Annotated in this window: 14 protein-coding genes and 1 tRNA gene; 3 read left to right on the top strand and 12 right to left on the bottom strand. The window is 53.6% G+C overall.

Translation table 11 applies throughout. The features are described from left to right. Window positions 1-53: 53 nt before the first annotated feature. The 7 genes from VMW13_02710 to VMW13_02680 form a co-directional block, all read right to left on the bottom strand. Window positions 54-857 (bottom strand): 2-oxo acid dehydrogenase subunit E2, encoded by an 804-nt coding sequence (locus tag VMW13_02710; GenBank protein HUV43721.1) that lies wholly within the window; start codon window positions 855-857, stop codon window positions 54-56. Between the two features lie 9 nt (window positions 858-866). Then, window positions 867-1133 (bottom strand): biotin/lipoyl-containing protein, encoded by a 267-nt coding sequence (locus tag VMW13_02705; GenBank protein HUV43720.1) that lies wholly within the window; start codon window positions 1131-1133, stop codon window positions 867-869. 70 nt (window positions 1134-1203) lie between these two features. Further along, window positions 1204-2187 (bottom strand): transketolase C-terminal domain-containing protein, encoded by a 984-nt coding sequence (locus VMW13_02700; GenBank protein ID HUV43719.1) that lies wholly within the window; start codon window positions 2185-2187, stop codon window positions 1204-1206. A 27-nt stretch (window positions 2188-2214) separates the two neighbouring features. Beyond that, window positions 2215-3174: a thiamine pyrophosphate-dependent dehydrogenase E1 component subunit alpha gene (locus tag VMW13_02695; GenBank protein ID HUV43718.1), complete on the bottom strand. Its 960-nt coding sequence runs from the start codon at window positions 3172-3174 to the stop codon at window positions 2215-2217. A gap of 202 nt (window positions 3175-3376) precedes the next feature. Further along, the gene (locus tag VMW13_02690) at window positions 3377-4369 is read right to left on the bottom strand and encodes a transketolase C-terminal domain-containing protein (protein ID HUV43717.1); all 993 of its coding nucleotides are present in this window, start codon (window positions 4367-4369) and stop codon (window positions 3377-3379) included. 27 nt (window positions 4370-4396) lie between these two features. Beyond that, on the bottom strand, window positions 4397-5395 hold the full coding sequence (locus VMW13_02685; GenBank protein HUV43716.1) for a thiamine pyrophosphate-dependent enzyme: 999 nt from the start codon (window positions 5393-5395) through the stop codon (window positions 4397-4399). Window positions 5396-5838: 443 nt separating this feature from the next. After that, window positions 5839-6963 (bottom strand): histone deacetylase, encoded by a 1125-nt coding sequence (locus VMW13_02680; protein HUV43715.1) that lies wholly within the window; start codon window positions 6961-6963, stop codon window positions 5839-5841. A 255-nt stretch (window positions 6964-7218) separates the two neighbouring features. On the opposite strand from VMW13_02680, the gene VMW13_02675 reads away from it, so the two are divergent. Next, window positions 7219-7749, top strand: a complete 531-nt coding sequence (locus VMW13_02675) for a GNAT family N-acetyltransferase (protein ID HUV43714.1) — start codon at window positions 7219-7221, stop codon at window positions 7747-7749. Between the two features lie 72 nt (window positions 7750-7821). On the opposite strand, the gene VMW13_02670 is transcribed toward VMW13_02675, so the two are convergent. The 4 genes from VMW13_02670 to VMW13_02655 form a co-directional block, all read right to left on the bottom strand. Then, window positions 7822-8163 carry a Lin0512 family protein gene (locus tag VMW13_02670; GenBank protein HUV43713.1) on the bottom strand — a complete coding sequence of 114 codons (342 nt, stop codon included), beginning with the start codon at window positions 8161-8163 and terminating at the stop codon, window positions 7822-7824. A gap of 27 nt (window positions 8164-8190) precedes the next feature. Beyond that, entirely contained in the window at window positions 8191-8376 is a 186-nt protein-coding gene (locus VMW13_02665) for a hypothetical protein (GenBank protein ID HUV43712.1), read from the bottom strand. 95 nt (window positions 8377-8471) lie between these two features. Further along, window positions 8472-8612: a DUF5679 domain-containing protein gene (locus tag VMW13_02660; protein HUV43711.1), complete on the bottom strand. Its 141-nt coding sequence runs from the start codon at window positions 8610-8612 to the stop codon at window positions 8472-8474. Between the two features lie 101 nt (window positions 8613-8713). Beyond that, window positions 8714-9559, bottom strand: coding sequence for a DUF72 domain-containing protein (locus VMW13_02655; GenBank protein HUV43710.1), 846 nt, complete (start codon window positions 9557-9559; stop codon window positions 8714-8716). 139 nt (window positions 9560-9698) lie between these two features. On the opposite strand from VMW13_02655, the gene VMW13_02650 reads away from it, so the two are divergent. Continuing rightward, window positions 9699-9989 carry a hypothetical protein gene (locus VMW13_02650; GenBank protein HUV43709.1) on the top strand — a complete coding sequence of 97 codons (291 nt, stop codon included), beginning with the start codon at window positions 9699-9701 and terminating at the stop codon, window positions 9987-9989. A gap of 20 nt (window positions 9990-10009) precedes the next feature. Then, entirely contained in the window at window positions 10010-13192 is a 3183-nt protein-coding gene (locus tag VMW13_02645; GenBank protein ID HUV43708.1) for a DNA polymerase III subunit alpha, read from the top strand. A gap of 10 nt (window positions 13193-13202) precedes the next feature. On the opposite strand, the gene VMW13_02640 is transcribed toward VMW13_02645, so the two are convergent. Next, a tRNA-Thr gene (locus tag VMW13_02640) sits at window positions 13203-13277 on the bottom strand. Window positions 13278-13652: the final 375 nt, after the last annotated feature.

Genomic DNA, 13652 nt, shown 5'->3' with positions numbered 1-13652 from the left:
GACAAAAAGGGTTACAGCACCAAAGGAAATCAGGATTGGTCAGAGAGATAGCATTATTCCAGGAGCAACGGACCTGGATTGAGCATTAACCGATGCAGGGCGCCACCAAACATGCCGCTGTCTGCCCCGGTAAGTACCCGGTGGTCAAAGGTGAGATGGTGGTACAGAACCGGCCGAACGACGACCTGGCCATCAACCACCACCGCCGCATCACTGTAACCCCCCATTCCCCAGATACCGACCTGCGGCTGATTTAGGATAGGGGTGCTGGCGCTGGCCATGCCGGTGGCTGTGCCTTTTCTGGAGCCACGACCACCTCCCAGAGCACCGGTATTGGTCACGGTAAAGGTGCCGCCAGCAGTATCATCCGGCATGAGTTTGCCAACTTTGCCCTTCTCTTTAATCTCCTCCAGAAAGTTGTGAACGTCCGCGATAGATTTCTTATCGGCATTACGCACCACCGGCACAATCAGACCCCGTCTGCCATCCCTCATCTCGAAATCCAGTGCAACGCCAATGTTAATATCATCCCAGATGATTATCTCTCTCTCAATCAGGCTGGAATTCATCGTGGGAACAAGCCTGAGAGCTTCAGCCGCTATTTTGACAAACAAATCGGTCCAGGTATAGTGAATGCCGGTTTCTTTTTCTTTCGAATTCAGGGTCTCGCGGCACTTAATCATCTCCGTCATGTCTGTTCCCGAAGAGCCGGATAGTTGTGCCGATTCTTGAAGGCTGCGGTGCATGTGAGTAGCAAGAGTCCTCCTGATTCCCCTTAGCGGGATAACTTCCTTGACCTTCTTGCTATCAACCACTGAGCCCGGGACTGTTGGTTCCTTCTTTTCTTCAGTAGTCATTTCAGGCCCTCACATAGACTTAATTTTTTCGTATTCCTCTTCGGAGTCCGCCAGGACAGCAATAAGCACACCAGCGTCAACCCTCTCATCCGAGGCCTCGACAATGATATGCAGAATACCTTTGAACTCGGACTCCAAATCATAGCTGCTTTTTTCCGTCTCCAGCACAACAAGGACCTGGCGCTCAGTCACCTTCTCCCCTTCCGCAGCTACCCATTCGGTGATTTCAGCATCCTCTATCTGAGTTCCCAACTTGGGTATTCTCACTTCATGCATACTTCTAACTCCTTTTCTAGAACTCTCTAAGGGTTACGCCCCCTGACATTTGTCAGGGGGCGCTCTATAACTAGACCATCTCCTTCACAGTAGCAGCAATAGTCTCCGCCGAAGGGACAAGTACCGGGGTCCCCATGAGGGGCATATTCTTAGCCGCCAGCCGCCTGATAGGGGTTTTCAAGGATGCAAGCAAATCAGGTGCTTCCTCTTGTACCCGGAAAGCAATCTCACCGGCAACACCACCCCGCTTCATCGCCTCGTGCACGATAAGCAGGCGTCCCGTCTTCTTAGCCGATTTGACAATGGCATCTACATCCAGGGGCACAATAGTGCGCAGGTCGACAACTTCAACACTTATGCCCTCTTTCGCCAGATTGTGAGCCGCGGCCAGAGCCGGATGCACCATAAATGAGTAGGTTACCAGGGTAATATCGGACCCTTCCCGCTTGATATCGGCCTCACCAAAGGGAATGAGGTATTCCTCCTCAGGTACTTCCTGAGTGTTGGCGCCACGTTCGATAGCGCCATCCTTATGTCCCATATAGAAACACCAGGCATGGTCCAAAAACATCACCGCGCCGTCATCCCTGATGGCTGTCGCGAACAGCCCCTTAGCGTCATAGGGAGTCGACGGCATGACTACCTTCAGGTACGGTGCATGAATAAGCAGGGCCTCCGGCGACATACCGTGGTCGTTATCCTCTCCTGGCCCGGCGATAACGCCATACAGCACCACCGGCCAACTATGACCTTTGCAGCCCAACTGCAGAAACACGCCATCAAATGCACAAAGGCCGAACCCCCAGTTCATGAAGACACCTATCGGTCTAAGTCCCCGCTGAGCCGCCCCGATGGTCATGCCGGCTATTGCCTGCTCACAGATAGGGGTATCCTTGATTCTGTCCCCACCGAACTCATCATAGATGTCCTTGGTCTGACCATGAACACCGTTCAATGAGATCATGTCTTCCCCCCATATTACCACCCGCTCATCCCGGCGCATCTCTTCTTTCAGCGCCTGGTTAATCGCCCCAACATAATTAATTACAGCCATTTCCGTATGTTCTCCTTAACAACCAGTCTATAGTTCGGCGATGGCAAGTTTCTCCATCTGTTCGTAGACACCAGTCCTTGCCGGCAGCTTATCGACCTCATCAAAAGCCGCCTGAAGCTCGGCCTTTACCTCCGCCTCCAGCCGGTCGACATCCTCTTCGGTAAGGATACCCAGGTCCATAAGCTCCTTCTGGTATCGTCCCAATGGCTCTTTCTTGTACCACTCTTCAGCTTCACCTTTAGGCCGATATATCTGGGAGTCACCTTCGAAGTGTGGCCTCAATCGCCAGGTATCGGCCGCAATCAGGCTGGGCCCGCCGCCGGCTCGACATCTTTCAACGTGCTTCTTGGCCATCAGGTACATGGCTATCATATCGTTACCGTCCACTCTATCGTGGGGGAAACCGTAACCTACACCTCTCAAGGACAGGTCTTCAATGTTGTAAGACTTCTCTACCGAGGTGCCCATGCCGTAACGATTATTCTGGATGACGAAGATTATCGGCAGTTGCCAGGCCCCTGCCACTGCCATCGCTTCATGGGTGGGAGCACGGTTCGAGGCACCATCCCCCTGGATGAAGACGACTATATCACCAGTCTTCTTGATAGTAGACGCCACGGCAGCGCCCACATACCTGACGCTAGCCTCTCCCAATGTGCCGCCACCACCCAGCATGCCATATTCGGGGGCAGCCCAGGGGTTCCTCTTGCCAGTCTTCCCCAGGCTCGTAGCAATGATATCGGCCGGGGTGAAGCCAGGCTTGCTAAGCGTGCAGACCCATGTCCTGAAGTTAGGCATGAAGCAATCAGTCTCAGTTAAGTTGTTGCAGAAGGCAATCGGAATCACCTCCTCACCTGGACCCCGATGAGCACCTCCGCCGCTGCCGGCTAGATTGCCCTGTTTTGACCAGAGTTCGGCCTCTACCCGCCTTGAGATAAGCAGGTCCCGATACAGCTTCAATAGAATCTCTTTTGATGGTAATTCCATGATTCTCTTATCTCCTTCTTGCTTTTCTAAGGCTGGACCTTCGACTCCTCTCAACTCATGGTTAACACCCCCATTAACACACCATATATCACCGATGATACTCCTGATGCAGGCAGTCTCACCTCATAAATGTTTACAGCTTCTTGTTCTGGAACTCTCTGAGGGTTGCGTCCCCTCACATCTGTGCGGGGGCGCTCTACACCTATACTACCATCTCCTTCACAGCAGCAGCAATAGTCTCCGCCGAAGGGACAAGCATTGGACCAAAGGCCGCATCGAGAGGCAGATTCTTAGCCGCCAGCCGCCTGAAGGGGGTCTTCAAGGACGCAAGCAAATCAGGTGCCTCCTCTTGTACCCGGAAAATAATCTCACCGGCAATACCGCCCCGCTTCATCGCTTCGTGAACAACAAGAAGGCGCCCCGTCTTCTTTGTCGATTTGACAATGGTCTCTACATCCAGGGGCACAAGTGTGCGCAGGTCGACAACCTCAACACTTATGCCTTCTTTCGCCAGATTGTGAGCCGCGGCCAGAGCCGGATGCACCATAAATGAAAAGGTCACCAGGGTAATATCAGACCCTTCCCGCTTGATATCGGCCTCACCAAAGGGAATGAGGTATTCCTCCTCAGGTACTTCCTGAGTGTTGGCACCACGTTCGATAGCGCCATCCTTATGGCCCATAAAGAAGCACCAGGCATGGTCCCAGAATACCACCGGACTATCATCTCTGATAGCTGTCTTGAACAGCCCTTTAGCGTCATAGGGAGTTGACGGCATGACTACCTTCAGGTACGGCGCATGAATACACAGGGCTTCCGGAGACGTACCGTGGCCGTTATCCTCTCTTGGCCCAGCGATAACGCCATAGAGTACCACCGGCAAACCACTGCCACTGCAGCCCAGCTGCAGAAACATACCATCAAAGGCACTGAGGCCAAAGCTGGCATTCATAAAGACACCTATCGGTCTAAGCCCCCGGTGAGCCGCCCCGATGGTCATACCAGTTATTGCCTGCTCACAGATAGGGGTATCCCTGATTCTGTCCCCACCGAACTCATTATAGATATCCCGGGTCTGACCATGAACTCCGTCCATTGAGATCATGTCTTCCCCCCATATTACCACCCGCTCATCCCGGCGCATCTCTTCCTTCAGCGCCTGGTTAATCGCCCCAACATAATTAATTACAGCCATTTCTGTACGTTCTCCTTAACAACCAGTCTATAGTTCGGCTATGGCAGTTTTTTCAAGTTCTTCCAGGCTGCCTGCCCTATAAGATGGTATTGATACTGGCAGTGCCTCTACCTCATCAAAAGCCGCCTGAATCTCGGCCTTTACCTCCGCCTCCAGTCGGTCGACATCCTCTTCGGTCAGGACACCCAGGTCCATAAGCTCCTTCTGGTACCGTCCCAATGGCTCTCTCTTCCACCACTCATCAACTTCACCCTTGGGCCGATAGACCTGGGAGTCCCCTTCAAAGTGTGGTCTCAATCGCCAGGTATCAGCCGCAATCAGGCTGGGCCCGCCGCCGGCTCGTGTCCTCTCAATATGCTTCTTGGCCACCAGGTACATGGCTATCATGTCGTTACCGTCCACTCTCTCGTGGGGGAAACCGTAACCTACACCCCTCAAGGACAGGTCTTCAATGCTGTAAGATTTCTCTACCGCGGTGCCCATACCGTAACGATTGTTCTGGATGACGAAGATTATCGGCAGTTGCCAGGCCCCTGCCACTGCCATCGCTTCATGGGTGGGAGCACGGTTCGAGGCACCATCCCCCTGGATGAAGACAACTATGTCACCGGTCTTCTTCATACTGGCGGCTGCGGCAGCGCCCAGATACCTGACGCTACCCTCCCCCAGTGTGCCCTGGCCGGGCATCGTGCCATATTCAGGTGTACGCCGGGTATCGTGTATGCCTTTGCCAGTCTTCCCCATGCTCGTAGCAACAATATCGACCAGGGTGAAGCCAGGCTTGGTAAACAAGCAGAAGCCGGTTCTGAAGTTTGGGCAGAAGCAATCAGTCTCAGTCAAGTTGTTGCAGAAGGCAATCGGAATCACCTCCTCACCTGGACCCCGATGGGCACCTCCGCCGCTACCGGCTAAATTGCCCTGTCTTGAGTAGAGTTCGGCCTCTACTCGCCGTGCGGTAAGTAAGTCCCGATACAGCTTCAGTAGAATCTCTTTGGATGGAAGTTCCATGGTTTTCCTTACCTCCATTTATTGTACTTCCTTACTATCGTACCAAGCTTGATTTCCTTCTAAGTCATAATCATCCTCTTTCCGACTTTGTATTTCCTAACAGGGTGACGAAAAACCCTTTCGACCGAACCCCGTGCGTCCCAGATGGAGCGCCTCTCAGAAGAGGCGGGGCCCCTCAGAAGGGGCGGTGCCTTCCCCTTCCTGTCCAGGAAGGAGCCTTCTGCGGAAGGGGGAAAATATTATATCTGGGGGACACCGGCAGAATCTGGTTTCGGATTCTGCTAACGTCATTCTGTAAGAATGACGCCCAGACACCCCTGCCAAAAGGGGCGCCTCTCAGAAGGGGCGAAGCCCCTCTGGATTCCCCTTTTTCAGTACCCTGCTAAGACTGACAGTCTGCTGTTGAAGTTGAGGGGAAGTAGACCGGATATGCCCACTCTTGAGCGGGGGAGGGATTCTTCCTAACGAAAACACTGCCAGTAGTCCTTCAAGTAGTTCTTCACATCGTTGATAACCGCCTGAATGTCTATCGAGAAACGGTCTACGCCAAGCCAGGAAGGGATTTTCTCCAGCTTGTCTATCGACTCTGGTTGTTGCAGTGGACTGTCAATACCGGATACTCCGCAGACCATGGCCAACCATGCATAGGGCAGAACCTCTTTGTTGTAGCCGGAGCAGATGAGGTCAATCTCTTTGTCGTCACACAGCCTGGCTAGTTCTCTTACCCTCTCACCAATCATCCTGAAACCTCTGACCTGTAGTCCCAGGCAGGTCAGACCGTCACTGACATGGGGGTCAGAGCCGCCGTTCCGGATGATTATCTGTGGTTTGAACTCCTCAGCTACCGGCTGAACTATCTCTTCAAAGACTCGTTCATAAGATTCCTGGCCGGAATAGACGGGTAGTGGGATATTGACGGTGAATCCTTTTCCATCACCGGAGCCAGTCTGATCTGCGAAACCTGTCCCGGGGTATACTGTTCTCGGGTCCTGGTGGATGTCAATCAGCAATACCGTTGGGTCTTCATAGAAGTACTCGGCAGTCCCGTTTCCGGCATGGGCGTCGGTATCCAGTATCAGGATTCTATCCAATTTGTACTTATTCTGTAGATACCGGGCAGAAAAGGCAACGTCATTGTAGATGCAGAATCCTTCTCCATAGTTCGGTTTGGCATGATGGAATCCACCGCCAATGGAAACTGCCTTCTTCGTCGTACCATCCTGTATCAGGTCGCAGGCTGTTTTTGCCTGACCGACAACTAATCTGGCTGCCTCCTCCGTCTTCCCCGGCTGACTCTTCGGTTTATTGTCTTGACTCTGGAACCGAGAGAACTCACCGGGATAGGTCAGGCCCAGATTGGCCGCCTGGTAGTAACCCTGAGTGAAATCAAGGTATTCCTGCTGGCAGATTAGCTGCAGGTCTTCATCGGTAGCCGGGTCGGCTTCGACGACCCGGTAATTCCCGTTTTCGGCCAGGTTCTGCTTCAGGAATTGGGGGAATACTTCGAAACGGTCCCCCCGAAAGGAGTGACCAACTCCAAAATCGTATTCCTTCAGGTCTTCTCGATACAAGATGGTAATTGCCATTCCGCCTCCCTGGTTTTCTCTAAGATTGACCTGTCATCTCTTCTCGGCAGGGGGTAGGGGCCCGTTATTTACACTTGCTTCATACGGAGATACCTGTTTCATCGGTGATGTTATTAATTCTACGTGAACTCCGGCATCTTTGCAATCGGAATGCTTGCTTGCCATTGACTGTTGCCGCCACAAGACGTAGGATATGAGTGAGACAAACTCCACTTATGAAGGGAAACAAGAACCAATACAATGGTATGGCGCGATATGGAGTGGCCGGCTTACGGTCCACCGCTGCAGGAAGATAACCTTGAAGGGTGCCAGGAAGGCCTGGCGGATTCAGAGGCTTTCAGAATTGAGGTAACCAGAGTATCTGAACCGGGCCCCGTAGTTGAAACCAGGGACCTTCTCCGTAGACTGTATGGTGATCCGGACGGACGTGGCACGCGGAACCCCTATGTAGCCAGGTATACGAGACTGAGAGCGAGTGCTCTACCAGAGTCCGGAGACAACCAGGAATACGGCTACGTTGCCGGTACTGCTGACTACCGGTACTGGCCTTCTCTGAAGCTGGGCTACATTGAGAATGTGCGAGTCAGTTCCGCCATGCGCCGCAAGGGGCTTGGCCTTAAACTGGTCGCCTTCGCTCTTGACTACATGCGTAGCAAGGGAATCCAGCGCATCTATTCATTTGCGGTCAACCCGGAGGGGTCCCGGCTACTGGAAAGTGCCGGATTTGCACCTGAACCACCTGAGGACTCAGAGCTTCCCTGGCGGAGGTGGTTTTCCAGAGCATAGGCCAGACCTCTGGTATCCTCCAGTTAGACCATCCGTCTGTCAAGCAGGAGAAACCTGGCCCCACTGCGATTCTCAGGATTCCACGGTTACCATCACGGCAGCATTACAGATGATTATGCTGTCTCCCTCACTTGGCCCCACTTCCATACCACCGGCAACCACGTTGATTGTCTTCTCCCCGAAGGGAAGTGCCTCCAGTACAGCGTCACCGTCCACCGCGTCTGGTTTGGGAGCGGCTATGGTAACGTCAATGTACATCTTGGGACGAACGCCCTGCTTCATAATCTCACCAAGGTAGAGCAACGAGCCGTGGTGAATCGCGTCGTCGACTGCTCTTCTGGCTGCTTTGGTGCAGTCTCCACCGTGCATGTCTACCCCGGTACCCAGTTCCACAATCAGTCTTGTTTTTGACATATCTCTACCCTCCGTCCACACTATACACTATTTACTTCTTGACATGGAATGCAGATTTTCGCCGGCGATGTCCGGAACTGCTTCAATAACAGCTTCGGAAAGGGTGGGGTGGGCATGAACGGTGGTGCCTATCTCCTGTGAGATTGCATCCAGCCTCATTGCCGGCACAGCTTCCGGTATCAGGCAGGTGGCGTTAGGACCGACGATATACACTCCCGGAATGTGTGATCAGAAATAGAAGAAGGGCTAGGTATCTAATCAAGATACCCAGCCCCTTTAGTTGCAGGCCAGCTCCGCGACTATCGGTCTTAGCTCTTGCCGATCCGGAACATCTTGGTGCCACACTGAGGGCAGACACCCTGGGTTGCCGGCTTTCCATTCTTCATGGTTATGGCCTTGGCGTCCTTTATCTCCCTCTTGGCACGGCACTTCATGCAATAGGCTTCCATACAATTTCCTCCCCTGTTTTCGCCAAGCCTACAATATTCACATCTTCATGTCAAGTAGCGTTGAGTTACGGTGACGGGTAAATATGATCACCACCATGCTGTCAATAGCCCGGGATATCCACAAAAGGTAACTGCAGAACTCTTTTCATATCCACAGCATTGCGAGGTGCATATCCCTGCCAGTGGTTATTGAAAAAGATGAATAGAAGCTGTGTTTGTCCAGCAGCCGATTTCACCTTGGCTGATAGCTCGTCAATCTCTTCGGGTGAGTAGAGATACTTATAGCGCGTCTCGTTATCCCCTTTCCACCACATTTCGGAATTCCTACCGTGAAAGCGGAAATAGACCATATCAGCTGTTACCGGGAGTTTTCCGGCTATTGATGATTTAAACCTGGGCTCGTCAATTTGGACCCAGGCCACATTGCTCTCCCTGAGTGACTGAGCGGTCGTATCATCATCACTCCAACTGCGATGTCTCAATTCTACTGCCAGCTTGTACTGCCCGAATACCCTGACGACAGCAGCAAGTATCTGCCGACCGTGCTCATCATTCCTGAAGCTGGGAGGGAACTGTGCCAGGAGGGCACCCAGTTTCCCCGCCTCGGCCAGGGGCTCAATGCCTTGCCTGAACTGATCGACGTCGCTCTGCAACACAACCGCTTCTTCACCGGTAGCTTCCCGGTACATCTTCGGGTGGGTGAACTTCTGCCACAGCTTAACCGTGAAGAGGAAGTCCGCCGGGGTTCTACGGGCCCAGTTTTGGACATATACAGGGCTGGGAGGTCTGTAGAACGTACTGTTAACCTCCACTGTGTTGAAGAACTGGCTGTAGTACTCGAGCTCGTTGATCTTACCCCTGGGATAGAAGTAACCCGTCCAGGTGCCCTCGCCCCTGGGGTAGGACCAGCCTGAAGTGCCGATATATATCTTTGCCTGATAAGTCATATCCGGTCTCACCTTATGCGCATATAGTAGCAGACTATGCTCTCAAAGCATATACAGCAAAAAACCCACCGAATGGAGTCTTGACATTAGAACACGTGTTCTTATATGATAGTAACTCCCGGCTCTTTTGGGGTGCCATATGGCCAGGCTTATTGGTGAACCAGTCGAAACCCATACTGATAGGGGCGAAATACCAGATGCCTTCATCTGGCTACCAGATGCCTTCATCTGGCTACCAGATGCCTTCATCTGGCGCAAACTCCTGTATCGTGTTGTAGAAGCTCTCAGTTGCCGGCAAGAACCGGTTGGCTGGTGGAACGAGAAGCCGCCGCGTTGCTTTGTCAGAGTCAATGCCCGGAACACCGGTTATGGCACCTATGAACTCTGCCGTCCTGGGGACGGCTGGTTCCTGCATAGAGTGCTGGACTGAACCTTATAAGGGGTGCTGCGATGAGCTTCGTTCATCTCCATGTCCATTCGCAATACAGCTTTCTGGACGGGGCGTCACCACTGGACCGCCTCTTGGAGAAAGCGCAGGCCCTGGGCATGTCGGCATTGGCCCTGACCGACCACAATCGCCTCACCGGAGTCATCCGCTTCTACCGGAAGGCTACCGCTCTCGGCATCAAGCCCATAATCGGGGCTGAGGTGAATGTTGAGGGCGACCATCACCTGACCCTGCTCTGCAAGAATGGTCAGGGCTACTCCAGCCTGTGCCGGCTGCTCACCGAGGCCCACCTGTCCAACCGGGGTCGGAAGCCGCAGGTAACCAGGGAGATGCTCCGCAAGTTTCGTACGGGACTTATCGCTCTCTCCGGGTGCAGTCGCGGGGAAGTCCCTGCCCTTGTTCACCGGGGGAAGATTGAAGATGCCGTGCGGGCCGTCTGCTTCTACAGGGACGTCTACGGAGATGACTTCTTTATCGAACTGATTAACCACCCCTCGCAACAGAGCCTTGACGGCAGCTACTGGCTCGCCCAGTTCGCCCGACAGCAGCTGGTCCCGGTGGTGGCCACTAACAATGTCCACTATGCCGACAGGGAAGATTATGCCGTTAAGGAACTGCTCAATGCCATAGGCCGGAACATACCGGTCGACCAGATTAAAGGCCGCCGTACCATGGAGCAGTACCTCAAGTCGTCGGAGGAGATGGCTCACCTGTTCCGTGACCTTCCTGACGCACTGGCAGCCACCGAAGAGATTGCCTCGCGGTGCAATCTGGAACTCGAGCTGGGCAAGCCTCGATTCCCCAGGTTCGATATCCCCGCAGGGGAGACAGAATACGGCTTACTATCACGGCTTGCCTGTGAGAGGGTACCGGCGAAATACGGCTCGCTTACGACTGATATCAGACAGCGTCTCGATTACGAACTGGACACCATCAACCAGCTCGGCTTCTGTGGTTACTTCCTCGTCGTATGGGATATCGTCCGCTGGGCCAGAGAGAGGGGCATCAGGTGCCAGGCCCGGGGTAGTGCTGCCGATAGCCTGGTGGTCTATCTGCTGGACATCAGTGTCGTCGACCCCATTGAGCACGACCTCCTCTTTGAGCGTTTCATGCATCCTCTGCGGCGGGAACTACCTGACATTGACCTGGACATTGACCGCAGACAGCGAGAGGATGTAAGGGATTACATTACTCAAAAGTATGGCACTGATAATGTTGCCTGTGTGGCCACGATTAATACCTACATGGCCAGAGGGGCCATCCGTGACGTTGGCAAGGCCTTACAGGTGCCGCAGGAGATTATCGACGAGGCCTGCAGCGGCATCCACTATCTGTCCGCCTCCCAGCTCCAGGAACACGCCGATTCTCTCCCCGAACTGAAGAAGAGCACCATCTACAGGAGGACCGAGCTTGACAGCTTTTTCAAGCTATGCGCGGTGATAGACGGATTCCCCAAGCATCTCTCAGTGCACCTCGGCGGGCTGTTAATCGGCGATGGCCGGCTCTCCGACCTTGTCCCCCTGGAATGGTCCAGCGGTGGGGACATCATCAGCCAGTATGACAAAGATGATATCGAGCAGCTCGGCCTCGTCAAGATGGACGTGTTGTCGCTGCCCACCCTGACAGTTCTGGAAGACACCCTGGCAGATATTGAAAAGAATCACGGCGTATCAATTGACCTGGATAATATCCCCGGAGATGACCCGGCCGCCTTTGCCATGCTTCGTGATGGCAAGACAATCGGCACTTTCCAGCTGGAGTCACCGGCGCAGAGGGAGATGGCAGGACGGCTCCTGCCGGACCGCTTCGAGGACATTATCGTCTCGATATCACTGGTAAGACCCGGGCCACTGAAATCGAGTATGGACAAGATATATCTTCCCAGGAGACACGGCAAAGAGTCGGTGACCTACCTGCACCCGAAATTGAAGAATGCCCTTGAAGAGACCCTGGGGGTGATACTCTACCAGGAGCAGGTGCTCAAAGTGGCCCACGACCTTGCCGGGATGAGCTACGCCGAGGCCGACGGTTTCAGAAGGGCGATGACGCATGACCGCACCACGGAAGAGATGGAGAAGATGCGGGATTCGTTCATCACGGGTGCCGCCAGAAACAGCGTCAGCAAGGATATCGCCTCACAGGTCTTCGAGCAGTTGGCCGCCTTCGCCGCCTACGGCTTCTGCAAGGCGCATGCGGTTGCCTATGCCATCATTGCCTACCAGACCCTCTGGCTGAAGTGTCACTATCCCGCCGAGTTCTTCGCTGCCGTGCTGTCGAACCAGCCAATGGGGTATTACCCGCCGCGTGTGCTTGTGGCCGAAGCCAGGAGGTCCGGAGTCAAAATACTCCCCCCTGATGTAAACCACTCTGATGACCGCTATACCGTGGAGGATGGGGCCATCCGCGTCAGTCTGAAACAGCTAAGAGGCATGTCCGAAGACGCCCTGGACTCGATACTGTCGGCGAGGATGCGGGGCTCATTTACCTCCTTGAGAGACTTTGTCCTGCGGACTAATGTCAGCCAGCCCACTATGGAGAACCTGGTCAGGGTTGGTGCATTTGATTCACTGTGCAGCTCGGAAGAGTTGCGGAGCCAACTTCCTGCATTATCGGGACTCCGGCAGAAGACGGGTCGGGGAACGATGCCACTCTTTGAAGATACTCGACTGGAGCCGGTCCACACTATGGAGGCAGTCAACGATAACAGGAAGGAGAGGATGCTTGCTGAACGGGAGCTGCTGTCACTGAGTATCACGGCACACCCCCTGGATTACGTGCCATTGGACGCAGGTATTACGCGGATGAAAGATTTGTATAAGTCGGAGACCGGAAAGCGCGTAGAGATAGTTGGCTCGGTAATCCGTTATCAGACACCACCTACCAGAAACGGCAACAGGGTAGTATACGTGATAATGGAAGACGGGACAGGAGTAGCCGATGTGACCGTTTTTGGCGATGTCCAGGAGAAGTGTGGCGATGTCCTGTTCAGGGAGGGCTGGCTGAGGGTGACGGGGAAGGTCCAGAGAAGAGGTCCGAAGGCACTCTCAATTATTGCGGATAACCTGTATCCCTTAATCTTAGAACCGGTTGATTCGGATGACCCACAACCGGAGTTCCACATTGATTCAAATTGCGTCCAGGATGAGAATAGGCCGATTTGCGGAAGAAAAAAAGGGGCTTTTTAGCTTCAAATAATGGAGCCAGCGAGAGGAGTCGAACCTCCGACCGGCGGTTTACGAAACCGCTGCTCTGCCACTGAGCTACGCTGGCATGTCCTCCTGCACACCAGATATTATATGGGAACAGGTATCCATAGTAAAGGCAACATAACTTCTGCCGCTCTGCGTATCAGGTGGCTGCGGCTTTGCTAAGTATTGACTTTCAAATTGAAGATATAGACACCTTAACTACCGGGGATAAGGTACGATTAGCATCACAGTCCGGCAGCCAATCAGACCTGCATCTCTTCCGGTAGAGATTCTATGCCAGGCCCAGTTCCTTCAATTTCCGTTCACCTGGAATTCCATCTTTGCTCCATCCACGGAGCTGGTAGTATTCATCTAACATTTTGTCCAGGGCTTTCGGAGGAACGTAACGTACTTTGGCCGGTCCATCAGCTATGGGCGTATGCATTACCCGGTAGGG

The sequence above is a fragment of the Dehalococcoidales bacterium genome, from assembly GCA_035529395.1.
Lineage (GTDB): Bacteria > Chloroflexota > Dehalococcoidia > Dehalococcoidales > Fen-1064 > DUES01.
Note: the sequence above shows the minus strand (reverse complement) of the source record. Positions and strands in the feature narration are given on the sequence as shown.